The organism is Micromonospora sp. NPDC004704, assembly GCF_053601675.1.
In genome coordinates, this window is record NZ_JBSGCD010000001.1 from 235,618 (window position 1) to 259,003 (window position 23,386).

Consider the following 23,386-nt stretch of genomic DNA (forward strand, 5'->3'; position numbering starts at 1 on the left):
GGTCAGGGCGTGACCTGTTGGATCTCGACCGGTACGGAATCCACGCCGACCAGCCCGGTCGAGTCGAAGACCTCCAGCCACACCGACCACGTGGTGGTGCTGCTCCCGCTGTTCAGCAGGCCCAGCTCCGCGGTGAGGCCCGCGCAGCTCTTCGGCACGACCTTGTCGTCGAGCGGGGCGCCGGTGGGCACCGCACTGCCCTGGCACAGCACCTTCTTGGCACCGCCGTCGCCGTACGCGGTCCACCGGTAGCGGGTCCCGGCGACCGCACCGTCCTCGGCGTCCGTACCGGCTCCGACGAGGGCGACCGACTTCGGCCCGCCGTCGATCGTGGTCAGCTTCAGCGCCGATGCCGGCTGGACGACCGTGGCGGTCGGCCGGGACAGCCCGGCCGGCACGGCCGTGACCGTGAAGGCACGCTGCGCGCTGGCGCCGCCCGCCGTGAACGTCACGGTGTACGCCCCCGGAGTGACCGTGCCCGCCGGCAGCAGATTCTGGTGTCCGGTCTTCTGGAACACCACCGTGTTGCCCCGGCGGACCGTCCAGGACGCCTCCCCGTCGGGGACCGGTCCGAAGGCGTCGGGGTCGACGGAGGTACCGACCAGGCTGATCGACTGGCCGGCGGCGAGCGTCAGCCCCGCCGGCGGCGAGATGATGGCCACCGTCGTCGGGCTGTCCACCACCGTGATGGTGACCGCCGCCGACCCGGTACGCCCCAGGCTGTCGGTGGCGCTCGCCGTGATGACGTGGGTACCCGCCGACAGCGACGGCACGACCGTGATCGAGTCGTCGCCCAGCTCACCGTCGATGCTGCTGGTCCAGGTGAGCGGAATCTCCTTGCCGAGGAAGTCGGTGGCCGTACCCCACAGGTCCACCGTCTGGTTCACGCCGAACTGCTGCTTGGTCTTCGGCGTGCTGATGCTCACCGAGGGCTTACCGACCGTGACATTCAGGGCCTTGGCGACGGCGGCCAGGGCGTCGATCCGGCGCTGGCTCCCGGTCACCTTCGCACCGAGCCCGCCGACGTGGGCGGTGCTGTTGAGAATGTCGCGCACCTCCCCGGCGGTCAGGCTCGGGTCGGCCGCCATCACCAGGGCGGCGACCCCGCCAACGAACGGCGCCGCGACGCTGGTGCCGCAGGTGGACTTCGTCGCATTGTTGGCCGGCTTGCCGGGATCGACGAGGCCCTGGACGCACATCGGGCCGTAGATCTCCACCGAGGTGGTGAGGTCACTGGTGCCGAAATTCGATCCGCCCGACACCGTCGCGTCCGAGTTCATACCGCCCACACAGAGGACATGGGTGCTCTCGCACGGCACCCAGAGCGTGTCGGCGTCGATGTTCGTACCGTTGTTGCCGGCGGCGGCGACGATCAGCGCCCCGGTGTCCCGGACGTGCTCCATCCGCCGGTCGGTCCAGGTACGGGCCCACGCCTTGCCGAGGTGCACATCGCGGGTGAAGCTGAGGTTGACCACGTCCGGGTGGGTGGCCTCGGCGGCCTTCTCCAACCGGCGCAGGACCGTCCAGTAGTCGATGCCGTTGCGGACGGCGACCAGTTCCTCGACCACCGGCCCGGCCGGTCCGGCGGTGCCGTAGTCGTTGTCGACCCGGCCCATTCCGGCGAGCGTCACCTCGGTGCCGTGCCACGGGCAGGGCGTGCCGTTCGTGCAGTCGTTGGTGTTGGTCGCGCCCCACTCGGCCTTGTGCAGGGACACCTTGCTCGGGAAGTCGGCGTTGGACTGGAAACCGCCGTCGAGCACCAGGTACTTGACCTGCTTGGTCAGCTTGCCCTTGGACTCGAGCAGTTGCCAGGCCGGCGCGACCCCGGTGTCCATTGCACCGCCGGCACGCATGAACGACCAGTCGAAGACGTTCTTCCCGATGCCGGGAGCCTCGAACACCTCGCCGTCGACGATCCCGGACGGCTCCACCAGCCAGTCGAGAACCAACTCGGTGCCCGCCCGCCACTCGGCCGCGGCCAGGGCGAGCAGCCGCAGCGCCCGCTCGTCGCCGACCCGGTACGTCCCGGCCTGACGCGGCTCGGCGGCGAGCAGGTCACCGACCAGTCCCGCCGGGTCGGCACGGTCGGCGTCCACCCGTACCAGATGGTCCTGCCCCTGCCCGTCCGGCGCGAACGAGTCGAGCACCTGGCCACCCCAGCGAGTGAGGAAGGCGTCCAGTTCGGCCTGGTCGGCCACCCGCACCATCACCTCGTCGAGCACCAGGCCCGCCGGGGAACCGTCCGGTCCGGCGACCATCCCGATCTCCCGGTCGGTGCCGAGCCGGCCGACCGGGTCGATCGACAGCCGTGGTGCGGACAATCCCTGGTCGACCCGGAATGCCAGTGGTTCCGCACGGGTGGCGGCCGGGCCGTCGGGAGCCGGTGCCGCGGCGGCGTCCACCCCGGTGCCTGTGACGAGCCCGCCGGCGAGTACCGCCACCGCGGCGGTGACCAGGAACCGGCGCGGGCCGGTGACCGGTCGGCGGGTGGAACGGGTCAAAGTCATGAGTGTCTCCTCGGTGTCGGTGGTGCGGTGACACCGGTAGGAGCGCGGGCGGGTCGGCATGCCAACAGAAAGACCCCGGAAAACTTTTCCTTCGTTCTACTGGACCCGTTGACGAGCAGTGGGGGACACAGATGGACACGGCCGTACCGGACGACAGGACGCTCGTCGAGGCGATGAGCCGAGGCGACCGGGCCGGCCTGGAAGGCATGTACCGGCGGTACGCCGACCGGCTCTACACGTACGCCCGGGTGATGGTGCGTGAGCCGGAAACCGCCTCCGACGTTGTCCACGACGCGTTCCTCAAAGCCAGCCAACGCATCGGGCAACTCCGCGACCCCGACCGGCTGCGCCCCTGGCTGTACGCGATCGTCCGCACCGAATGCCTCCGGCAGTTGCGGGAGCGGTCCCGCTCCTCACCGCTGGAGGAGGCGGGTGAGCCGGTGGCCGACACCCTTGACCCGGGCACCGGCGTCAACGCCGAGCAGGTACGCGACCTCGTACACACCGCGGCCGCCGCTCTCAACCCCGGCGACCGCGAGGTGGTCCACCTGGCGATCCGTCACGACCTGTCCGCCGTCGAGATCGGTGCGGCACTCGGGGTACCCGTCAACCACGCGCACGCCCGGCTGTCCCGGGCTCGATCTCAGCTCGAACGGGCACTCGGCGCGCTGCTCGTCGCGCGCAGCGGTGGGCGTGACTGCCCGGAGCTAGCCGACGTACTGGACGGGTGGCAGGGCCGGCTCACCCCGACCCTGCGCAAGCGGGTCTCCCGCCATGTCGACGGCTGCACCGTGTGCGGGATGCTCCGGAGCGAGCAACTCAACCCGGCGGTGTTGCTGTCCGCGTACACGGCACCGGTGTTCCTCGTCGCCGCCGACACGGTGTGGGCAAGACTGGTCGAGGTCGAGGTCGAGGTCGAGGTCGAGGTCGAGGTCGAGGTCGAGGTCGAGGTCGAGGCGACCGATGGCCGGGCCGACGGGCCCGGCGACGATGCGGCCGGCGGCTCGGTCGACGCGACCGACGCCCGAGCCGAGGTGGCCCGCGACGGTGCGACTGACGGCCGACCTGATGTGCCCCGCGACGACGCGACCGGCGGCCGGGCCGAGGTCGAGCCGTCTGCCGATCCGGCACCAGCGTCGTCGGCGTCCCCGGAGCCCGCCGGCCCGGCGGACGGCGGGTCGGCTTCCGGGCCGAGCGCAGCGTCGGGGGACGGGTCGATCGCAGGGTCGGGGGACGGATCCACCGCAGAGGTGGGTGACGGGCCCGCTGCAGGCAGCAGCGGGGCGGTGCCGCGTGCGGCGGCGCATCCCGTCCGTCCGACATCGGCGGCGGCGACCCGTGACCGGCGCCGCCGGCGGTTGGCCGCGACCGCCGGGCTGCTTCTGCTCCTCGTCGTGACCGGCGTCTGGGCCCTGGCGCCCGGTCAACCGGCCCCCGAAGGAGTGGCGGCGACATCCGGCGCATCGGCCGGCGGGCCGGCGGCGCCAGCTCCCACCGCCACCACCACCGGCCCCGTGGGCCGGCTGGTACCGACGACCGGACCGGTCGACGCCGGCGGCTTGTCCGCCGGCCCGGTTACTCCCGGTGATGCGGACCAGGCTGGCCCAACCACTGACCCGGGCGCTGCGGCCACCCCGGGCACTGCCGCCAACCCGGGCTCGGCAGCCGGCCCGCCCCCGGCGGGCGCACCCGGCGCACCGGCCGCGTCGCCGACCGCTCCGCCGCCAACCGCGCCCCGGCCGACCGCCGCACCGCAGTTGGCCATGCCGTTCACGGTGACGGCGAGCGCGCGTGTGCGCTGCGGTTCGGACACCTACAGCCTGGCCGTGCGGGCCACCGGCAGCGCTGCGATCGTCGAGGCGAAGGTGCGTTGGACGCCCGCCGGAGGTGCGACGTCGAGTCGGGACATGTCGGTGGACGGATCGTCCGCGCAGGTGACCGTGGGGGGCCTGCGCGCGTCGGCGCTGACCTGGTCGGTGAGGGTGACCGCCGCCGACGGCCGTACGGCACAGAGTCCGTCGTACCAGGTCACCGACCCGTGCGTCCGGCCGGGCTGAACGGGTCGGCGCCCACAGGCCCGTACGGGCACGTGCCGGGCCTCAGGGTTACGGGCGGAATGGCGTAGTGCGCCGACCGAGACGGACCGCTGGACGGTCACGACCGGCCGAGCCGGACAAGAGCCGCTGCCGTCAGTGCCTCGATCCCGGTGGGCACGGCAAGCGGGGCATACGGCGCGAACCGCGGCGAGTGGTTGCCAGGGATTTGTGCGATCTTGGCAGCGGCGTCGCCGGGGTACTCAGGACGGTTGAGTATTCGTCATCACGTACCGGACTCGCGGGCTCCCTATCGTGGCTGCGTGGTGATGACATTCCTGCGTCGTTGGACGTTGCGGTTCGCAAGCTTCGCGCTGACCTGGCTCTACACGCTGTACCGGATCCATCCGGCGGTGTGGCGGCTCACGGCGCGTCGGTACCGCCCGTACATGGGTCGTTTTGCCCGACTGCACGCGTGGATGACCTGCCAGTTCGCCGCGATCGACGTGCCCGCGTACGGCGACTTCCTGCGCCGTAACCAGTGGCGGTTCCGGTGGTTCGACCTGTCGTCGTACCCGCCGACCGACAAGGAGTCGTACGTGAAGGCGTACCCGGAGGCGCGGCGCTGCCGGAACGGTGAGATCGAGATTGCCGGCAGTGTGGTGGACGAGTCGTCGGGCTCGTCCGGTCAGCCGTTCAACTGGATTCGCAGCCGTCGTGAGTTGCGTTCGGTCCACAAGAACCTGGCGGGCTACGCGACGATGGTGTTTCCCTCGAAACGGCGCTTCGTCATCAACGCGTATTCGATGGGGGCGTGGGCCACCGGCACCAACACCGGCATCGCCATGTCCAGGATCGCGATGGTGAAGAACACCGGGCCGGACCTGCAGAAGATCGTGGACACCCTGCTGTACTTCGGGTCCGGCTTCGACTACGTCGTCACCGCGTACCCGCCGTTTCTGAAGCACCTGCGCGACAAGCTCGACGCCGAGGACTTCCCCTGGGTCGAATACCGGATCAGCGGACTGGTCGGCGGTGAGGGGATGACCGAGGCGCTGCGCGACTACCTGGAGGAGCGCTTCCTCAAGGTGCGTTCCGGTTACGGAGCCAGTGACCTCACCATTGGCATTGCCGGGGAGACCGACTTCAGCGTCTGGGTCCGTCGGCGGCTGCGTACCGACCCTGCCCTGCGGACCAGCCTGCTCGGTGCCGACGAGTACCGCCTGCCGATGGTCTTCCAGTACAACCCGCTCGAGACGTACCTGGAGACCACACCCGAACACGAGGTGCTCTGCACGATCAACTCCACGGCCGTGCTCAATCCCCGGGTCCGGTACAACATCGGCGACGAAGGCCGGCTGGTTTCGTATCCGGACGTGCTCGCCGCGATCGCGGACCCGGACGCGCGGGCCGAGGCCGGGCGCGCCTGGCAGGTCGACCGGATGCGGTTGCCGTTGCTTTTCCTGTTCGGTCGCAGGGACAGCACGATCTCGTACATGGGCGCCAACATCTATCCGCAGGACGTCGAGTACGGCCTCTACCGTGGCAACTCCCGGGCGCACCTGCTGCAGAGCTTCTGCCTGCAGTTGACCGAGCAGGTGAGCCTGGAGAGCCGGCCGGTCATCAACCTGCAACTGCGCGAGCACCTGACGCTCGGCCCCGACGAGCGGCGGGCCCTGGTCGACACCTGCCGCCACGGGGTCCTGCGCCACCTCGCCGAGGTCAGCCGGGACTTCGCGGAATCCCTGGCCGAGGACCCGGCCGCCGCGGACCTGCGGGTGGAGGTCCACGACTACGGCAGCGGCCCGTTCGCCGGCACCGATTCCAAGATCAAGAATGTCTATCTGGTGAAGGGCGGGACCGCATGAGGACCTCCGACTTCTCCGCCGCGCCCCCGGTCGGCCAGGCCACCGCCATGTTCGTCGGCGCCACCCGCTACCGGGGGCCGCGCTCGATCGTCACGCTCACCCGTACCTGGTTCAAGATGGTGCGGCAGCTGAGACGGATGGACGGGTACCGGTGGCACACCGTGTACTACCGGTTCCCGTTCACGCTCGGGACCGTCGCATTCTTCAGCGACCGGGACGCGCTGTTGAAATTCGCCCGCAGCCGCCACCACCGCGAGCTGATGTGCTGGGTGACCGACCACGGCATGACAAACGCGACCGGCGGCTACATCCGCCTGTACAACGCCGAGCCCGAGGGCTACACCAACGGCGTCTGGCGGGCCGAGGCCGACGGCATGGCACACATCCCGACCTTCACCCCGCTGTCGACCGAGAACACCGGTCCGCCGGTGCACCGCGGATGAGACTGATCCCTGTCCGGTCGCGGGCGGAGCTGACGGCGTTCGTGGACTTCCCACTCCGGCTCCACCCGGTCGACCGGTACGTGCCCCTGCTCTCGTCGGTGATCGCGACACACGGCCGAACCGCCCAACTGTTCCTGGTCCGCGACCGACACGGCACGGTGGTCGGACGAACCAGCATGCACCGCAGTGCGACCTTCGACGCCAAGGTGGGTCCACGCCAACTGTTCGGTCACACCGAGTTCGTCGACGACGACTCGGTCTTCACCGCCATCGTCGACGCGGTCGAGGTCAGGGCCGATGGCCGGCCGCTGTTCGGGCCGGTGGCGCTGCTGCCGAACCAGACCGGAGGAGTGATCACGTCCGGCTTCGCCGACCGAGGATTCGTGGACTCCGCGTGGAACCCCGCCTACTACCCCGCCACGTACGAGCGGCACGGGTTCCAGCGCCGGTTCGAGGCCGACACCTGGCTCGTCGACCTCGACCGTCCGGACGCCGGAACAGCCGGCCATGACCACGGGTTCGCCTTCGACGACGACCGGATCGCCACCGAGAAGCTGGTCATCCGGTACGGCTCGCGGCGGCACCTCCGCAGCCAACTGCCGATCCTGCGGCAGCTGCTCAACAGCAGCTTCGCGCGGCTCGGCTACTACACCGACATTTCCGCCGAACAGCTGGCGCAGCAGACCGACGGTCTCGCGTACCTGCTCGACGAGGGTCTGCTGCTCTGGCTGGAGAAGGCCGGCCGGCCGGTCGCGTTTGTCGTGACGGTCCCGGACATCTCCGAGTTCGTCATGGCGGTCGGCGGTCGGCTCGGCGTACTCAACCAGCTTCGTCTGCTGTGTACCCGCAACCGGTACCGGCGCGACGCGGTGCTCATCATCAAGGGCACCGTCCCCGACGAGCAGGGGAGGGGGTACCTGACGCTGCTGTCCCGGGAACTGCACCGCAACCTCGCCCTCGGCCGGTACCGGACGCTGCGCAGCACCTTCGTCGAACGGGAGAACCTCGCCTCGGCCGCCCAGTACCGGCGGGCCGGCGGTCGGCCGCTGCACGGGTACACGTTCTACGAGAGGGGGGTCGCGACGTGACGTGGGTCGAGCGGTTGCGGACACACGAAGCGATCTGTCGCCGGGCGCCGAGCGCCCACAACACCCAGCCGTGGCGGCCGGAATATCACGCCGACGAGATCGTCATCGGGTTCGACCCGGCCCGCTCGCTGCCCGACTCCGACCCGACCGGACGGGACCTCGCCCTCGCCCTGGGCGCGTTCGTCGAGACATGCCTCATCGTCTCCGCGGCACTCGACCTTCCCGTCGTGGCGGCAGCCGGTCCGCGCCTGATCCCCGCCGCACACGTGTACGCGACCCCGTTCACGATCGCCGACATCGAGAGCCGCCGGGTCGCCCGCGGTCCGTACGCGCCCGGTCATCTCGACCCGGTCGTGATCGCCGACCTCGGACCCCGCATCGTCCACGTTCCCACCGGGGATCTCGCGTCCGACCTGGCGGTTGCCGACCGGTGGCTGTTCGGCACCCCCGCCGTCGCGGTCGAGCTGCGCGACTGGCTGCGCCTCGACCCACACCACCCTCGGTACCACCTTGACGGGCTCACCGACCAGGCTCTCGTCCTGTCCCGGTACGAAGCGCGGTTCCTGGGCGCGGCGCTGCGCGCGTACCCGGTCACCCGGCGTCTGGGTCTCCCGGCGCTGCTCGCCGCCACCGGCCGCGGCCTGCTGCGGTACGAGGGCAGCCTCCTGGTCCTCCTCGCGGACGACGACGATCACATCACCGCAGGTCGGCGTCTCCTGCGTACCTGGTTGGCGCTCGCCCGGCACGGTCTGGCGGTCCACCCACTCAGCCAACTCATCGATTGTCCGGCGACCGCGGGCAGGCTCGCCGAACGGGTGGGCGGCAAGCCGCTCGCGGTGTTCCGAGTCGGCCGACCCCTGGCCGAGCCGGTCCGTTCGGCCCGACGTTAGCCACCGCACCGATTCCCCGTGCCGGGTCGGGCCCGCGGTCGCGGGCCTTCGCGGTCACCGCTGTTGCCGGACCAGATCGAGGAAGTCCCGCACCAGGGCCTGCCGCTGGGGACGCCAGGTCGCCCAGTACCGGATCTTCGGCAGGCCGCGGATCGGCACCGCGCACAGGCCGGCGGGTAGCTGTACGCACCCGTTGACGATCGTGGCGCCGATGCCGAGGGTCGACATGTGCACCAGCAGGTCCCAGCCGTCGACCTCGGCGGCGACCTGCCAGGAGACGCCGGCGTCGAGCAGGGCGCGGTCCAGGGCCCGCCGGTGCGGCCGCCCGTCCGGGGGGACGACAAGGTCCAGTCCGTCGAGGTCGGTGAGCCTGATCTGGCTCCGGGCGGCGAGCGGATGCCGTTCGTCGACCACGAGCACCTGCGGGTACGCGGCGATCTGGGTCGCTTCGAGCCGGCGCGGAGGGGCGTCGTGTCCGACGACGGCCAGGTCGGCCCGGCCGGAGGAGACGGCCGCGAGGGCGGTATCCCGGTCGGCGGTGACGACCTGCACGCGGCGGCCCTGCCGAGCGACGCACCGGATCGGCTCGGCGACCACCCAGCGCAGCGCCCCCCGCCCGGCCGCGATGGTCAGTGTGGCCGGGGAATCCTGGTGGAGTTCACGCAGGAACTCGTCGGCCCGCCGACGCGAGTCCAGGGCGAAGGCGGCGAGGCGTTCACCGGCTGCGGTGAGCACCAGACGGCGACCGTCCCGCTCGTAGAGTTCGACGCCGAGCGCGGCGGCCAGCTTCCTGATCTTCACGTGCAGGGAGGGCTGGCTGATGTGCAGCGCCGCCGCCGCGACCGTGAAGTTGCTGTGCTCGGCGAAGACCGCGAACGAACGCAGCGCGTCGGGTTCGAGCAGGTCCCGTCCGGTCATAGTGCAGGACTATAGAGCGGTGCCCGAACAATAGTTCCCCACCGGCCGCCGGGCCCGCACCCTGGCAGCATGAATGAGATCAGGACACAAGCCGAACCCCGGCTCGGCATCGACATCGGCCGCGTCATCATCGACGGAACCGCCCACCCGGGCGGCGGGGACACCGCCTTCTTCAGCGGCGACGAGGCGACCATGCTGGCAACACCGGAGATGCCCGACGCGATCGCGGTCATTGCCCGCCTCGTCATCCGGTTCCACGGCCGGGTGTGGCTGGTCTCCAAATGCGGCCCACGTGTACAGGACCGCACCCTGCGGTGGCTCGCCGGCCACGACTTCTACCGGCGCACCGGGCTGGCACCCGACCGGGTGCGGTTCTGCCGCAGGCGTACGGACAAACGGGTCCACTGCCTCGAACTCGCCCTCACCCATTTTGTCGACGACCATCCCGAGGTACACGCCGCGATCCACGGTGCCGTCGTCCACCAGTACTTCTTCGGGCCCCAGCGTCGGCCGGTGCCCGGCTACGGGCAGCCCACGCCCACCTGGGCCGACGTCGAACGACTTGTCGACCGCTCACTCCAACCGGGACAACCACCCGCTCCTCGGCGTGAGTTGGTGTGACGTCGGCTGGCCGAGCTACACCGCGCACCCCGCGTCGATCGCGCTCGGCGCCGCCGTGCACCGACCGGGGAGATCGACCTGCCGCTCAGTCCGGCAGCTCGGCCAGCAGGAGTCGGAGTGCGCCGGAGGCGTCGGTTTCGTCGTGGGCTCGGCGGTCGCGCATCCGCACCACGTACCGATCGGGGGTGATTGCCGGATCGACCACGGGAAGGTCGTGGTCGAAGGGCCACTCCGGGCTTCTGCTGAAGCACAGGGTCCAATGGCTGGTGTACGGCCTCAGCACGCGCAGCCGCGGCTCGTGGAATGCCAGTGCGAGAAATGCCCGCAGCCGGGTTCCGACGGGGTCCGCACAATGGTTTTCGTACAGCCGCAGCCAGCTCGACTCCCGGTGGTCGCCGCGTTCTCGTGCCTCGGCGAGGGCCACCGAGCCCAGGAACGGCCACGCTGCTGCGACCTGCCCCGGCCGCGCCCCGGACAGCCACAGCGATGCCGCGTCGGCCGCCGTCCCCAGATCTGCGGCGTAGCCCTGTAGGAGAGTGAACCCGCTGATGCGGAGCGCGAGGCGGAACCGTCGCTCCCAGGGGCTCAGTAGCAGGTCCGCGTGCAACTCGCCGTTCTTCACCGTCGCGGTGCGATGGGGGTTTGGGCTCTCCCTCGGACCCACCCGCAACGGTATGTGCTTCCCTTCGAACTCGGTCTGCCAGGCGACGATCGTGTCACCCATCGCGACAACCTCCGGATACCAGCGCGCCGCATCGCCCCAGACAACCCGTGCGTCAGCCATCGCTCCATGATGCATACACACGATCGCGCCAGCCACCGTCACCGACCCATCAGCAGCGTCCAAGGATTCTCCGATCTGCTGGCACGGAGGGGTGGTGTTCGTGGTAGCAGGCCGGTCCCGGGGTGGTCGGTGCGGAACTTGAACAGCGCCGACGTGCTGACGTCGGTGTCGACCAGGTCGAGATGACCGAGGTCGTACCGGTCGAGGACGGGAAGCACGGCGTCGGTGACGGGTGTCCCGCGCAGGCTCAGTGACCTGAGCCCGGCAACGCCGTCGAGCAACTCCACAACTTGCTGGTCATCACCCTCGGTGAGATGGACGCCTAGGCGATCGAGATAAGTGGGCATTCGTGTGGGGCCGGCGATGGTTGAAGCGACGAGGCTTATGTCCCGTGCGTACGGGCCGAAGGTGCCGTCCAACCACAGTGTTTCGTGCGCGGTGAGGCTGATGGAGGTCACGGCCGGAGCCACCTCGGCGATCGCGTCGTGACCCCATGGACGTGGCGCCAGGTTCGTGATCGTCAGATCCGTGAGCGTGTCCAGGTGATCGTCGGTGGTGCTGAGGTGGAACCTGCCGGGGGCTGTCAGGGCCAGGCGCAGTAACCGAAGCGCCGGGAACCGGGCGAGCGCCGACATGGTGCCGAGTGCGCACGCGTGGTGTTCGAAGACCTCGACATGCGGCAGGTCCGGTACGGCGCGCAGTCCATCGCCGTCGAACGCATCGGTGTTCAGCTCGAACGACCACACGTTGCCGGAGACATCTGCCAGATGCGCGAGATCGGTGCTGTCCCAGCACTCCGTACGCGTGTGAATGCTGAACGGGGTCTCGTCGTACGAGGGCGGAAGCGCCGGACCCACGACGTGGAACGGCGGCATCCCCTCCCCGGCGTGGTAGAGCTTTGTGTCGTCGTCTGTGAATCGTCCGCAGCAGACGAGTTCGACAACCGTGTCGGTGCCCGTCTCACCAACCACCGCGACGTTGATCCACTCAGGCACCCAACCGTCACGCCACAGCTCCGCCACGGCGCCCGCTGCGTCGCACCTGCGCAGCGCGGCCGCGCGACCTGCGGCGCTGTCCGCCGGAAACCTCAGGTCGCCGGACAGCGGACCGTCCCCGTCGTAGGACTGGTTGAGCCGTATTCGGAACACCAACCGGGCCGGCAGGTCCTCGGAGATCATCGGGCGCGCGAACGCATACGCCGACTCGGCCGATGCGGCCAACCGCGCGGCGAACAGATCCCGATCCACACGAACAACCTACCGACCGGCGCTGCTGTGAGCTCGACGCCCAATCGCCGACACGACCTTGCCCCGGGCGGCGTACATCACCGGCGCGAACTACCCGGTCGACGGTGGCGCGAGCGCCTGGTAGCAGGTGCGGGCGCCGGGGTTCGGGTCGGTGCGCGGGGCGGAGAGGCTCTGTTACGTTCCGCGCCATGGTTCCCGTGTGGCGGATCGCGAACTACCACCGAGCGGCGGCGCCGGTAACCGAGCTGGTCACCAAGTTCGGCGGTCAGCCCACCTGGCTCGGGGAGCCGCAATGGCCGCTCAGCGCCGCCTGGCGTACGCCGATGCGGTTCGTGTGCCAGATCGTGCTGGAGCCCGCACTCGTCGGCGACGGTCCGGGACGGGTCGCCTACGTCTTCCTCACCCATGGCGACCACGGAAGCGACGGTGAGGAGTACGACCCGGACGTCATCCTCGCCGACGGAGGCGAGAACGCGGTGGTTGTCCAGCCCGGTGCCTTCGTCGGGCCAACCATCCCGCTGACCAGCGGCCCGACGCTCTACCACGAGGACGGGTCGCCGGCGGAGTACACGGTCGACCTGGTCCGCGACGAGGATCCCGAACCCGTCTCGTCCGACGAGTACCTGAAGCTGCCGGCCGAACAACGGGACCGCCACTTCCACGCCGTCGACCACGACAAGATCGGGGGTACGGCGCTGCCGCTCGACCGGCATGACCTGCCCGGGGGTGGTTCCTGGCGGCTTCTGCTGCGCCTGGCGACGAACTGGACGCCGTTCCACCTCAATCTCGGCGCCGCGCCGGTGCTGCTCGCCTTCCTCTCGACCGACGGTCGTGCAGGCCGCCTACTCGTCGAGGACTCGTAGTGTCACCGTGCGCGCCGCCCGGCGTACCCGGAAAAAGCGGGTGGTGGGTCGGCGCCGGGGCCGACCCACCACCCGTCACACGACGGCGCCGGTCACAGCTTCGCGCAGTCGCCGCTCTTCGAACCGTTCACCTTGTTCGGCGCACCGAAGTCCGTCACCGGCGCGCTGTTGCCCGAGCAGCTCACCGAACCGTTGAAGCGGTTGCCGACGAACAGCGGACCGTAGGCTCCGGCGAGCCGGCTGTACCGCTCGTTCGCCGAGACCTGCGTGTTGCCGGAGAACGCGAGCGCGCCGTTGAACGTGGTACCGGCGATGGTCACGTCACGGGTGGTCCCCGTGATCTGGGCCGCGCCGTTCAGGCTGGAGCCGAACATCTGCACCGCCTGGGCGCCCGCAGACACCAGATTTCCGTTGATCGAACTGTCCCGGACGACCAGCGAAGCCCCGGCGCGTACGGTCACCGAGCCGTTCACCTGGGCGTTGGTCAGGCAGGTCACGCCCTGCTCGACCGCCACCCGCGTCTGGCGGCCGGTCAGCGTCGTGGTGCACGTCGGCGAGGATCCCGGCAGTACGGTGGCCCGGTAGCTCTGGGCCGCGCCGATGTTGCCGGCCGGGTCGATCGCCCGGTGCTCCACCAGGTGGGTACCGAAGCCCGGCACGAACCCGCCGCTCGGGTGGTCGTCCGGCAGGGTCTGCTCGAACGTGGCCCGGGACAGGCCACCCGTACCGAGGTTGCCGTAGGTCAGCGCCTTCACGCTCGTACCGGAGTGGCGGAACTGGAACGGCGACTCCGGCATCGGCTGCTCCGGGAACCCGAAGTAGTTGAACCAGCCGTCGTTGTCCAGGCGGAGCTGGCCGACGACGTACCGCTTCTCGTCGTAACCGGTCTGGTCGTCGCGCGGGTCCAGCCGCATGTCCCAGCCGTCGAAGTACACCGGGTGTTCGATCGCGCCGGGCAGCGTGGTCAGCGGGGTCGACAGCGTACGCGGCGCGGTCGGCAACGCGTTGTCGACGGTCCACTCGGCCCGGTCGGAGACGCCCGGGGCGGCCGGGTCGGTCACCGTCGCGACCAGCTTGTGCGTACCGGGCGCCAGCCTCAGCACACCGAGGTCGACGGTCCGGCTGTTGTACGGGTTCGGTACCGCCTTCCCGTCGACCGACCAGGCCACGTCGAGTACCCGGTCGGTCGGGTGGTTCGTCTCCACGAAGACGACCTCGTCACCGGCGACCGGCTGGGTGGCGATCGTCGCGGAGGTGATCTCGGCGGCGGGGGCGGACGGGGTCACCGTCTCCTCGCCCAGCACCCACTGACGGGTCTGCACGAACCGAGGCCCGTTGTAGCCCGAGTCGGAGGCGGTGTTGTTGGTCGACGGGTTGCGTACCCAGTCGGTTCCGTCCGGTCCCACCGGGTCGCGTACCTCGACGTGCACGACCGTGCCCGTGGGCAGGTTCAGGTTGCCCAGGTCGAGGCTGCGGCTGTTGTGGGTGTCGAGCACGGTGCCGTTCGGGCCGCCGACGCGCCAGGTCACCTGAAGCTCGTGGTAGCGCGGCTGTCCGGTCTCGACCCACAGCACCCCGTCGCGGGCGACGGTACCGAGCGGGGTCTGCCGGACGTTCATCTGGCCGGCGTTACGCATGCCGGTGATCCGGGCGACCATGTTCTCCCGGCCGATCTGGTCCAGGTCGAACCCGATCCACCGCATCATCGAGTGCTCGCTCGGGCGGCGCTGACCGCACGGGTACGAGCCACCGCCCTCGTGCAGCCCGATCGTCCCGCCGGAGAGGCTTTCCTCACCGAGCCAGCGGAACCACTTGTGCTGGTCGGCGATCATCTTCTGCTCGTCGGTGTACGTGGTGTGGTGGAAGCTGCCCGGCTCGTTGCCGGTGTAGCAGTTGCGGACCACGTCCCGGGAGCTGTACGGGTACTCGTCGGCCAGCGTGCCGAGCGAGTGACCCAGCTCGTGCAGCGAGATCAGCGGTCCCTGCGGCGAACCACCGGAGGTCGTCGCGTTCGTTCCGCCGATGCCGCCGTAGGTGAACGTGTTGAAGATGGCCAGCGACTGCACGTTCTGCGACGTACGCGGGATGCCGAGCACCGGAGCCACGTACGTGTCCATGATCCGGTTGTACGCCTGGTTGCCGGTCTCGCAGGGGTTCACCCCCGGCGGGTAGTAGGCGGCGAAGCTCTGGCAGTTCACCGGCGCCCCGCCGTACACGGTGCCCCGCGACAGCGGGTCCCGGCAGCCGTCCTGGTAGATCATGCGCAGCGCGGTGTTCTTCGCGTCGATCGGACCCTCGCGCTCGCCCGTGTCCCGGATCGTTCCGTCCGGGTTGCGGACCCGCCCGTCCGGGTCGCACCGGACGCCGTAGTCGATGGAGGCGAGTTCGACGGCGTAGACGTTGATGTAGTCGCGGTAGGTCCGGAACGGCTCGGTGGCCCACATGACCGCCAGGTTGCGGTCCACGTCCGCGAAGAACAGGCTCTGCTGGTCCGCCTGGTAGCCGTCACCCATGATGATCAGGTTGAGGCGCTCGCTGGTAGGACCGGTGACCTGGATCGGATGGACCTTCGGTTCCGGTAGCGGTCCCGGCGCCTGCGCCGCCAGCGACGCCGGAACGGGGCCGGCGACCAGCAGACCGGCCGCCAGACCCACCACCGCGAGAGTTGCTCTCCACCGTCTCACAAGCTTCACCTCACCTCTCAGGTGCCGGTACGCGTCCGGCACTCGACCGCGTCGGGCGCGGATCATGGGTGTTCAGACCAGGAAAGGGTGCCGGGGGTGGCCGGCCCGTCCGCCCAGGGCCCCGATCTGCGCTGCGATTCCCCGACATCGATCCAAGGTCGATCGACGGTATCCGCCGGCCTCGATCGGCAGCACCGGACACCTGACGGAAGATCGGCGGACACGATCCGTCCAACGTCGCAACGGCACGATGACGCTGTTCGCGTACGTCGACACGGTGGTCCGGGTCGGGAGGACCCGCCTAGCGTGAGGGCATGCAGAAGCGGACGATCCTGGTTGTCGGCTACGACGGGGCGGAGTTGATCGACATCGCCTGCGTCACCTCCAGCCTCGACATCGCCAACCGCATCGGGGCCGACCCGCCGTACCGGGTGGTTCTCGCCTCGCCCGGCGGACGCGCCATCACCTGCGACTCGGGGCTGCGACTCGAGGCCGAGACGTCCCTGGAGCGGTTCAACGACCAGGTGGACACGCTGCTCGTCTCCGGTGGCCTCGGCCACGAACGGGCCGCCGCGAGCAAGCGCCTGGTCGGTCACGTACGACGTCTGGCCGGGCTGGCCCGCCGGGTCGCCTCGGTCTGCACCGGGTCCACCGTGCTGGCCGAGGCCGGTCTGTTGGCGGACCGCCGCGCCACCACCCACTGGATGTACGCCGAACGGTTCGCCGAACGCTACCCCGACGTGCTGGTCGACCCCGAACCGATCTACGTCCGGGACGGCAACATCGCCACCTCCGGCGGAGTCACGAGCGCGCTCGACCTGACCCTGGCCTTCATCGAGGAGGATCACGGGGTGGCGCTGGCCCGAGGGGTCGCACTCGGCACGGTGGCGTACCTGCAACGCCCCGGCGGGCAGGCCCAGATGAGCATGTTCGTGGCTCGGCGTACCACCGGGGATTTCCTGGTCCGCCGGGTCAGCGACCACACGGTGAGCCATCTCGACGAGGACCTCAGCACCGGGGCGCTGGCCCGGTTGGCCGGGGTCAGCGAGCGACACCTGTCCCGGTTGTTCCTGACCCATCTCGGGCAGACACCCGCGCAGTACGTCCGTCGGGTCCGTACGGAAGCCGCGGCGCAGCTTCTGGTGTCGACCGGACTGCCACTGGCGGCGGTGGCGCGGCGGTGCGGGCTGGGCTCGACCGAGACACTGCGGCAGGCGTTCCTCGACCGGTACGCCGTACCGCCGTCGCGGTACCGACTCGCGCACATGTCGGCGCGGTAGCGGGCCGTACCAGGATTCGGGCACCGCTTCGCAGGGATCCGGACATCGTCGTACCCACGGGGGCGTCTGGGTGCGGTTCGCCGGTCAGGATCGCCACCATGACGGATACGGCGTTGCCGCAGCGGGCGAGGGTGACCGAACGGTGGCCGACCGCGCTGGCGCTCGTGGTCATCGCGGGGGCCATCACGGTGATCGCACTGGTGGACCGCGAGGCGGAGCTGTTCGGCCCCGCCATCGCCACGATGGCGGGGATCTACCTGGTGGCGTACGCGACCGGCCGACCGTGGACGGCATGGCCGGCCTTTGTCGTGTTGAGTGCCGTGGTGTCGGTGCTGCACGTGCTGCGGCGCACGGGGGTGCTGGAGGTCGACCCGGCGGTCGGGATGACGGTCGTACTGCTGCCGCTGTGGTTGTGGACGGTGGTGCGGCGCCGGTTCACCGACGCCGGGGCCTTCTCGGTCCAGACGGCCGGCATGGTCGGGTTCGGCGCGGTCACCCTGGTGTGTGCGGCGGTCGAGCCGCGGCTGGGCATCGTGCTGGCCGGTGCCGGTTTCCTGGCCCACGGTGTCTGGGACGCCTACCACTTCATCGTGGACAGGGTGGTGAACCGGCCGTGGTCGGAGTTCTGCGGGGTGGTGGACATCGCGGTCGGCGCGGCTCTGGTCGTCGTCGCCGCAGGTTGACCCGGCACGGCTGAAGGGTTGTCGGTGGCTGCCGACAGAATGTCGCGCATGCCCACCGTGAAGGATCGCCACGAGACGTGGCGAACGGAACTGCTCACCCCGGTCGCACGGCAGTGCGGGCCCGCCGGCCTGACCGCGAGCTTCGAGGACCTCCCCTCGAAGTGGCGTGACACGCCGGTCCGGACGTTGCGGTGCACGGACACGGACAACTCCTGGGCCGTCCTGGTCACCGTGGTCCGTGGCTACCGCCGGCCGCCGGGCGACTCGGTCAGCGGCAACGAGTTCGGCCGTGACCCGCACACCGGCTACGACCTGGATTCGCCCGGCGACCTGGTGTACGAGCTACAGGTGACCGAGGACGACGGGTTCGACGAGCACGAACTGCTGGCCTTCCGGCTCTTAGGCGACCCGCAGGCCGCCGGGGCGGAAATACTGCGGTGGGCCGGGAAGAAGACGGCGTACTCGGTCAGCCCACCGCTCGAGCGGGCCGAGGTCCGGCAGCGCCGCGAGCGTCGCCGGTTCGACCACCGTCAGACCAGCGCCGCATCGCCCCGGGTACGGATCGGCGTCGTGTTGGACGAGGCCGCAGCCGACCTCGACGCGCTCGACCGGTCCGCGTTGTGCTGGCACTTCCCGCGCGGGAACACCGGTGCCTACCAGCGGTCCGCGGTCGTTGCACTGGCCGGCTACGGCGACCAGCGGCCGCACCTGCGCGGCCGGTGGCTCACCGCCCGGGTCGAGGGTGACGAGTTGCTCGTCGGCACCGACGAGCTGATCCCGGCCAACCAACGGCACCGGTGGGACAGCGCCCGCTGGCTGTGGGACCGCCGGCAGGCGAACACGCCGGCAACGCTGCGCTGGCAGGTTGATCGGGCCGAGCAGGCCGGCGCGGCGGTCGCCGCCGTCCGCCGTGGCGCGTTGCCCGAGGCGCTGACCACCGCCGGGGTGGAGACGGACGAGGAACTCGACGCGTTGCTGACCGGGGTGCCGTACCGGCTCTCCGACGCGGAACTGACCCCGACCTGGGTGGCGAACCTGTACCGGGGTCTCGCCGACCTCGCGCCCTGGCGGCTGGATGCGGCGTACCGGGGTTGGCGTGACGGCCGACAGGCGCAGGGTCTGCCGGTCCGGGACCCGGTTGTCCTGTTCGGGCTCGGGGGAGTCGGCGCGGCCCGCAAACCGAAGCTCGCCCTCGACCACACCGGTGACCTTCCACTGCTGTGCCTGATCCACACCGGCAGCAGTGCGGTGCTGCCGTACGCACACTGGACGGTTCCCGTCGACCTCGACGCCCTGCTGTACGGGTGGCAGCCGAACCTGCCGTACCCGCACTGACACTGACCACGCATCCCTGGGACACCCGGTTCTTCAGACGTTGATGACAACCTTCGCGCGTGCGTGCTCCACCTCGAGGTAGCGGATGGCCTCGGCGGTCTCGCCGATCGGATAGGTCCGGTCGATGGCCGGGGTGACCTTTCCGGATTCGGCGAGTTCCCGGAGCGCGACCAGGTTCTCCCTGCTGGGGGTCGCGGTGGGGACGAGGATCCGGTGCGCAACGAAGCGGGACAGCAGGTGCGCACGGATGAACAGGCCCATCGGACCGACCAGGCTGCCGCCCCGGGACACCCCGCCCCCGGAGAGAACGAGGGTGCCGGTGGGGGTCAGTGCCCGCCGGCAGTCGGTGAGCGACCGGTTGCCGACGAGGTCGAGGACGACGTCGTAGCGGCGGGTACCGTCGGCGAAGTCGTCGCGGGTGTAGTCGACGACGTGATCGGCACCGAGCCTCCTGACCAGCTCGACGTTCCTGGTGCCGCAGACGCCGGTCACGTCGGCGCCGAGCGCCCTGGCGATCTGTACGGCGAACGTGCCCACACCACCCGAGGCCCCGTTGACGAGCACCTGCTGTCCCGGCCGCACCCGTGCCGCGTCGCGCAGGCAGATCAGGGCGGTGTTGCCCGCCAGTGGCACGGCGGCGGCCTGTGCGAACGTCAGGTTGGCCGGTTTCCGTTCCACCAGGTCGTCCCGTACGCACGCGTACTCGGCGAACGCACCGTCGGCCTGACCGAGGTCGCCGTACACCTCGTCACCGAGGCGGAACCGGGTCACCGCCCCGCCCACCGCTTCCACCCGACCCGCGAAGTCCCTGCCCCGGATCCTCGCCCTGGGCCCCGCGAAGCCGAACACCGCGGGCGTCATGAGCCGCGCCACGTACGGGTCACCCCGCATGATGTGCCAGTCGTAGGCGTTGACCGCGGCGGCATGCACCCGGACCAGCACCTCGTTGTCGGCGGCGATCGGCCGGTCGACCTCCCGGAGCCGCAGGACGTCGGAAGAGCCGTACCGGTCCTGGACGATTGCCTTCATCAGATCTCCCTCGTACGCGTCGTCCGACGTGGGACGGGCCGGGCCGTGCCGCCCGTCATGCCTCCACAGGGTGCCGGCACCGGTGGTGGCTCCACCTCCGGTCGTGGGAGGCGCCGCCCCTGCTCCCGTGGCGGTACCGCCGTGCCGGGTGTACTCCGGGTGGAGTAGTCCGGTCGCCTCCTCGGGGTGGCGACGACCGGGGCGCCGGTCGCTACAGTGCCTGCATGACCCCGTCCGGGCAGCGCCCGCCGCCGCGGTCCGCGCCCGGCCTGGCGCTGCTGACCGCGTTGGTCCAGGCCGCGGGCACGGCGACACTGGTACGCGGCCAGCAAGCCGACGTGGGCGTCGTCGGATACACCCTGCTTGTCCTCGGTGGACTGGCGCTGGCCGACCGGCACCGGTTCCCCCGACGCAACTTTGTCATCGTGGCCGTGGCGACCACGGTGTACCTCGTCCTGGACCATCCGCCCCACCTCGCGTTCGTCGCACCGGCGATCGCCGCGTCGGCCGCGATCACCGCCGGGCACCGTTGGCTGGTCTGGTCGGTCGCGCTCGGCGGGTACGCCGTCTGGCTCGGATCAGGCGCCGCCACGATCGACCGGGCGCTGACCGGGGCGGCGATCGTCGTCGGGCTGGGACTGTTCACCGAGCTGGTCACCCCGGCGGTCCGGCTGGTCCAGCAGGCGGCGCGGGAGCAGTGGCGACTGAACGAGGAGCGGCAACGCCGGCAGGCCAGCGAGGAGCGGCTGCGCATCGCCGCCGAGCTGCACGACGTACTCGGCCACCACCTATCCCTGATCAACATCCGGGCCGGCGTCGCCCTGCACCTGATGGCCCGCGAACCCGACCAGGCCCGGGTCGCGCTCGACACCATCCAGCGGACCAGCGCCGAGGCGCTGCGCGAGGTCCAGTCGGTGCTCAACACGCTCTACCCGACCGGCGGGGCCGCGCCGCGCTCCCCGGCGCCGGGACTCGACCGGCTCGCCCACCTCACCGTCGACGCCGGTCTACCGGTCCGAACCGTGGTCAGCGGCGAACCCCGGCCACTGCCGGCCGGAGTGGACCGAGCCGCGTACCGGGTCGTCCAGGAAGCGCTGACCAATGTCCGCCGACACGCGGGTACGGGCGCCGTCGCCACCGTCACCATCGAATACCGGCCGGAGGCACTGGTGATCCAGATCGACGACGACGGTGGGGCGGGGGAGTCGTGCGAGGCCCCGGCCGGCAACGGGATCACCGGCATGCGCGAGCGGGCGGCGGCGCTCGGCGGTGTGCTGACCGCCGGACCCTTACCCGGCGGTTGGCGGGTGCACGCCCACCTGCCCTTCGACCCGGAACCCACGCCGTGATCCGGGTGGTTATCGCCGACGACCAGGCGCTCGTCCGGGCCGGCTTCCGGGCGCTGCTCGACGCCGAGCCGGACATCGAGGTGGTAGGCGAGGCGAGTGACGGTGCGCACGCGGTCCGGCTGGCCCGGCAGGTACGGCCGGATCTGGTGCTGATGGACATCCGGATGCCCGGCGTCGACGGCCTGACCGCGACCCGGGAGATCGCCGGTGACCCGTTGCTCGCCGGGGTTCGGATCGTCGTCCTCACCACGTTCGAGCTGGACGAGTACGTGGGGGAGGCGCTGCGAGCGGGCGCGGCCGGTTTTCTGGTGAAGAGCACCGTACCGGCCGAACTCATCCGAGGCGTTCGGGTGGTGGCGGCCGGCGACGGTCTGCTCTCGCCGAGCGTCACCCGTCGGGTGATCGAACAGTTCGCGGCCAGGACTGCCAGCCCGGCCCCGTCCCGGAAGCTGGCCGAGCTCACCGACCGGGAACGCGAGGTGGTGGCGCTGGTCGGCACCGGCCTCTCCAACGACGAGATCGCCGCCCGGCTGGTGGTGAGCCCGGCCACCGCCAAGACGCACGTCTCCCGGGCGATGGTCAAACTCGGCGCCCGTGACCGCGCGCAGCTTGTCGTCTTCGCCTACGAGGCCGGACTGGTCCGGCCCAACTGGCTCCGCTGACCGCTCCGCCAGCACGCCATGCTCGCCGCCGGAGCCACCACCGGAGCGACGACGGTCGTTGCCGGCCTGGTGGCGGCTACCGCCGGCCCGGCGACGTTGCCGCCGCGACCGCGTTGAGGCAGCGGTCGGCCTGGGCGCGGAAGGCGTCGGCCAGCTCGGCCGGCCCGCTGGTGAGGGTGAAGTCCGCGTCGACCGAGGTGATCATCCAGACCAGGTCCGCGGGGCTGGCGGCCCCCACGTGCAGCCGGCAGGTGTACTCGTCGACGGCCTCGACGACGCCCATTCCCGGCCAGATCCGTTCGGCGACGGCCCCGGCGGGTTCGTGCAGCGTGACCGTTGCCCGGTAGGGCCAGGCCAGTGCCGACAGCCGGCGGGAGAGGTACGCCGCGACGTCGCCGTCGGGCGGTTGCCGGGGCGGGAACCTCGGGCCGGTCGGCGTACCCGGGGTCAGCCGGTCCACCCGGAAGCTGCGCCAGTCGTCGCGCTCGGTGTCCCAGGCGACGAGGTACCAGTGCCGGCCGAAGCTGACCAGACGGTGTGGCTCGACCGTACGGACCGTCTCACCGCCCCGGGGACTGCGGTACGCAAACCGCAGCCGTTCGTTGCGGCGACACGCGTCCGCGATGACCATCAGCGTTTCCGGGCTGACCACCGGGCCAGTGCCAGCGACCCGGACGGTCGCGGTGTGCAGCGTGTTCACCCGGTGCCGCAACCGGGATGGCAGCACCTGCTCCAGCTTGGCCAGGGCACGCAGGGAGCTCTCCTCGACCCCGGCGACCGAACCGCCGGCCGCCGTACGCAGTCCGACCGCCACCGCCACCGCCTCGTTGTCGTCGAGGAGCAGCGGCGGCAGCGACGCACCCGCCCCGAGCTGGTAGCCGGCGGTGCCCTGGGTTGCCCGTACCGGATATCCGAGCTCACGCAGCCGCTCCACGTCACGCCGGACCGTACGCGTGGAGACGTTGAGCCGGTCGGCGAGATCGGTGCCGGACCAGTCGCGACGCGTCTGCAACAACGAGAGAAGTTTGAGCAGTCGGACCGATGTGTCGCGCATGGGTTCAGATTGCCCGATCGTTAGGACCGGAACAGTCCTAACCGCGCC

General features: G+C 70.7%; 19 protein-coding genes. 12 read left to right on the plus strand and 7 right to left on the minus strand.

Translation table 11 applies throughout. The features are described from left to right. Positions 1–2 precede the first annotated feature (2 nt). Positions 3–2,507, minus strand: coding sequence for a S8 family serine peptidase (locus ACWEFB_RS01075; RefSeq protein WP_452281004.1), 2,505 nt, complete (start codon positions 2,505–2,507; stop codon positions 3–5). 131 nt (positions 2,508–2,638) lie between these two features. On the opposite strand from ACWEFB_RS01075, the gene ACWEFB_RS01080 reads away from it, so the two are divergent. The 5 genes from ACWEFB_RS01080 (at position 2,639) to ACWEFB_RS01100 (ending at position 8,829) form a co-directional block, all read left to right on the plus strand. Next, positions 2,639–4,564, plus strand: coding sequence for an RNA polymerase sigma factor (locus ACWEFB_RS01080; RefSeq protein ID WP_452281006.1), 1,926 nt, complete (start codon positions 2,639–2,641; stop codon positions 4,562–4,564). Positions 4,565–4,869: 305 nt separating this feature from the next. Then, entirely contained in the window at positions 4,870–6,408 is a 1,539-nt protein-coding gene (locus tag ACWEFB_RS01085) for a phenylacetate--CoA ligase family protein (RefSeq protein WP_452281398.1), read from the plus strand. Further along, positions 6,405–6,851 carry a DUF4188 domain-containing protein gene (locus ACWEFB_RS01090; protein WP_452281008.1) on the plus strand — a complete coding sequence of 149 codons (447 nt, stop codon included), beginning with the start codon at positions 6,405–6,407 and terminating at the stop codon, positions 6,849–6,851. Before ACWEFB_RS01085 ends, ACWEFB_RS01090 begins: the two co-directional genes overlap by 4 nt. Then, positions 6,848–7,939 (plus strand): hypothetical protein, encoded by a 1,092-nt coding sequence (locus ACWEFB_RS01095; protein WP_452281010.1) that lies wholly within the window; start codon positions 6,848–6,850, stop codon positions 7,937–7,939. The genes ACWEFB_RS01090 and ACWEFB_RS01095 overlap by 4 nt, the downstream gene beginning before the upstream one ends. Continuing rightward, the gene (locus tag ACWEFB_RS01100; protein WP_452281012.1) at positions 7,936–8,829 is read left to right on the plus strand and encodes a hypothetical protein; all 894 of its coding nucleotides are present in this window, start codon (positions 7,936–7,938) and stop codon (positions 8,827–8,829) included. The genes ACWEFB_RS01095 and ACWEFB_RS01100 overlap by 4 nt, the downstream gene beginning before the upstream one ends. Before the next feature lie 54 nt (positions 8,830–8,883). Here the strand turns inward: ACWEFB_RS01100 and ACWEFB_RS01105 are convergent, their stop codons facing one another. Then, complete coding sequence (locus ACWEFB_RS01105) at positions 8,884–9,747, minus strand: LysR family transcriptional regulator (RefSeq protein ID WP_452281014.1); 864 nt, start codon at positions 9,745–9,747, stop codon at positions 8,884–8,886. Between the two features lie 69 nt (positions 9,748–9,816). Between ACWEFB_RS01105 and ACWEFB_RS01110 the strand changes: the two genes are divergently transcribed. Then, on the plus strand, positions 9,817–10,368 hold the full coding sequence (locus ACWEFB_RS01110) for a hypothetical protein (protein ID WP_452281016.1): 552 nt from the start codon (positions 9,817–9,819) through the stop codon (positions 10,366–10,368). A gap of 85 nt (positions 10,369–10,453) precedes the next feature. Here the strand turns inward: ACWEFB_RS01110 and ACWEFB_RS01115 are convergent, their stop codons facing one another. Next, a complete protein-coding gene (locus ACWEFB_RS01115) occupies positions 10,454–11,152 on the minus strand; it encodes a DUF6193 family natural product biosynthesis protein (RefSeq protein ID WP_452281018.1) in 699 nt (232 codons plus the stop codon). A gap of 38 nt (positions 11,153–11,190) precedes the next feature. After that, positions 11,191–12,399, minus strand: a complete 1,209-nt coding sequence (locus tag ACWEFB_RS01120) for a hypothetical protein (RefSeq protein ID WP_452281020.1) — start codon at positions 12,397–12,399, stop codon at positions 11,191–11,193. A 188-nt stretch (positions 12,400–12,587) separates the two neighbouring features. Between ACWEFB_RS01120 and ACWEFB_RS01125 the strand changes: the two genes are divergently transcribed. Next, on the plus strand, positions 12,588–13,262 hold the full coding sequence (locus ACWEFB_RS01125; protein ID WP_452281022.1) for a hypothetical protein: 675 nt from the start codon (positions 12,588–12,590) through the stop codon (positions 13,260–13,262). Between the two features lie 92 nt (positions 13,263–13,354). Here the strand turns inward: ACWEFB_RS01125 and ACWEFB_RS01130 are convergent, their stop codons facing one another. Then, positions 13,355–15,916, minus strand: a complete 2,562-nt coding sequence (locus ACWEFB_RS01130) for a M64 family metallopeptidase (RefSeq protein ID WP_452281024.1) — start codon at positions 15,914–15,916, stop codon at positions 13,355–13,357. A gap of 344 nt (positions 15,917–16,260) precedes the next feature. On the opposite strand from ACWEFB_RS01130, the gene ACWEFB_RS01135 reads away from it, so the two are divergent. The 3 genes from ACWEFB_RS01135 to ACWEFB_RS01145 all read left to right on the plus strand — a co-directional run bounded on the left by ACWEFB_RS01135 (position 16,261) and on the right by ACWEFB_RS01145 (position 19,244). Beyond that, on the plus strand, positions 16,261–17,226 hold the full coding sequence (locus tag ACWEFB_RS01135) for a GlxA family transcriptional regulator (protein ID WP_452281026.1): 966 nt from the start codon (positions 16,261–16,263) through the stop codon (positions 17,224–17,226). 98 nt (positions 17,227–17,324) lie between these two features. Next, complete coding sequence (locus tag ACWEFB_RS01140) at positions 17,325–17,909, plus strand: hypothetical protein (protein WP_452281028.1); 585 nt, start codon at positions 17,325–17,327, stop codon at positions 17,907–17,909. A gap of 48 nt (positions 17,910–17,957) precedes the next feature. Beyond that, positions 17,958–19,244, plus strand: coding sequence for a hypothetical protein (locus tag ACWEFB_RS01145; RefSeq protein ID WP_452281030.1), 1,287 nt, complete (start codon positions 17,958–17,960; stop codon positions 19,242–19,244). Between the two features lie 33 nt (positions 19,245–19,277). Here ACWEFB_RS01145 and ACWEFB_RS01150 read toward each other — a convergent pair whose 3' ends face one another. After that, positions 19,278–20,273: an NAD(P)-dependent alcohol dehydrogenase gene (locus ACWEFB_RS01150; protein ID WP_452281032.1), complete on the minus strand. Its 996-nt coding sequence runs from the start codon at positions 20,271–20,273 to the stop codon at positions 19,278–19,280. Positions 20,274–20,497: 224 nt separating this feature from the next. On the opposite strand from ACWEFB_RS01150, the gene ACWEFB_RS01155 reads away from it, so the two are divergent. Next, positions 20,498–21,622, plus strand: coding sequence for a sensor histidine kinase (locus tag ACWEFB_RS01155; RefSeq protein ID WP_452281034.1), 1,125 nt, complete (start codon positions 20,498–20,500; stop codon positions 21,620–21,622). Beyond that, the gene (locus ACWEFB_RS01160; protein WP_452281036.1) at positions 21,619–22,284 is read left to right on the plus strand and encodes a response regulator transcription factor; all 666 of its coding nucleotides are present in this window, start codon (positions 21,619–21,621) and stop codon (positions 22,282–22,284) included. Before ACWEFB_RS01155 ends, ACWEFB_RS01160 begins: the two co-directional genes overlap by 4 nt. 76 nt (positions 22,285–22,360) lie before the next feature. On the opposite strand, the gene ACWEFB_RS01165 is transcribed toward ACWEFB_RS01160, so the two are convergent. Further along, a complete protein-coding gene (locus ACWEFB_RS01165) occupies positions 22,361–23,338 on the minus strand; it encodes a helix-turn-helix transcriptional regulator (protein ID WP_452281038.1) in 978 nt (325 codons plus the stop codon). Positions 23,339–23,386 lie beyond the last annotated feature (48 nt).

Coding starts and splice junctions, on each gene's coding strand:
- ACWEFB_RS01075 (WP_452281004.1), bottom strand. CDS start 2,507: ATGACTTTGACCCGTTCCACCCGCCGACCGGTCACCGGCCCGCGCCGG.
- ACWEFB_RS01080 (WP_452281006.1), top strand. CDS start 2,639: ATGGACACGGCCGTACCGGACGACAGGACGCTCGTCGAGGCGATGAGC.
- ACWEFB_RS01085 (WP_452281398.1), top strand. CDS start 4,870: ATGACATTCCTGCGTCGTTGGACGTTGCGGTTCGCAAGCTTCGCGCTG.
- ACWEFB_RS01090 (WP_452281008.1), top strand. CDS start 6,405: ATGAGGACCTCCGACTTCTCCGCCGCGCCCCCGGTCGGCCAGGCCACC.
- ACWEFB_RS01095 (WP_452281010.1), top strand. CDS start 6,848: ATGAGACTGATCCCTGTCCGGTCGCGGGCGGAGCTGACGGCGTTCGTG.
- ACWEFB_RS01105 (WP_452281014.1), bottom strand. CDS start 9,747: ATGACCGGACGGGACCTGCTCGAACCCGACGCGCTGCGTTCGTTCGCG.
- ACWEFB_RS01110 (WP_452281016.1), top strand. CDS start 9,817: ATGAATGAGATCAGGACACAAGCCGAACCCCGGCTCGGCATCGACATC.
- ACWEFB_RS01115 (WP_452281018.1), bottom strand. CDS start 11,152: ATGGCTGACGCACGGGTTGTCTGGGGCGATGCGGCGCGCTGGTATCCG.
- ACWEFB_RS01125 (WP_452281022.1), top strand. CDS start 12,588: ATGGTTCCCGTGTGGCGGATCGCGAACTACCACCGAGCGGCGGCGCCG.
- ACWEFB_RS01135 (WP_452281026.1), top strand. CDS start 16,261: ATGCAGAAGCGGACGATCCTGGTTGTCGGCTACGACGGGGCGGAGTTG.
- ACWEFB_RS01140 (WP_452281028.1), top strand. CDS start 17,325: ATGACGGATACGGCGTTGCCGCAGCGGGCGAGGGTGACCGAACGGTGG.
- ACWEFB_RS01145 (WP_452281030.1), top strand. CDS start 17,958: ATGCCCACCGTGAAGGATCGCCACGAGACGTGGCGAACGGAACTGCTC.
- ACWEFB_RS01150 (WP_452281032.1), bottom strand. CDS start 20,273: ATGAAGGCAATCGTCCAGGACCGGTACGGCTCTTCCGACGTCCTGCGG.
- ACWEFB_RS01155 (WP_452281034.1), top strand. CDS start 20,498: ATGACCCCGTCCGGGCAGCGCCCGCCGCCGCGGTCCGCGCCCGGCCTG.
- ACWEFB_RS01165 (WP_452281038.1), bottom strand. CDS start 23,338: ATGCGCGACACATCGGTCCGACTGCTCAAACTTCTCTCGTTGTTGCAG.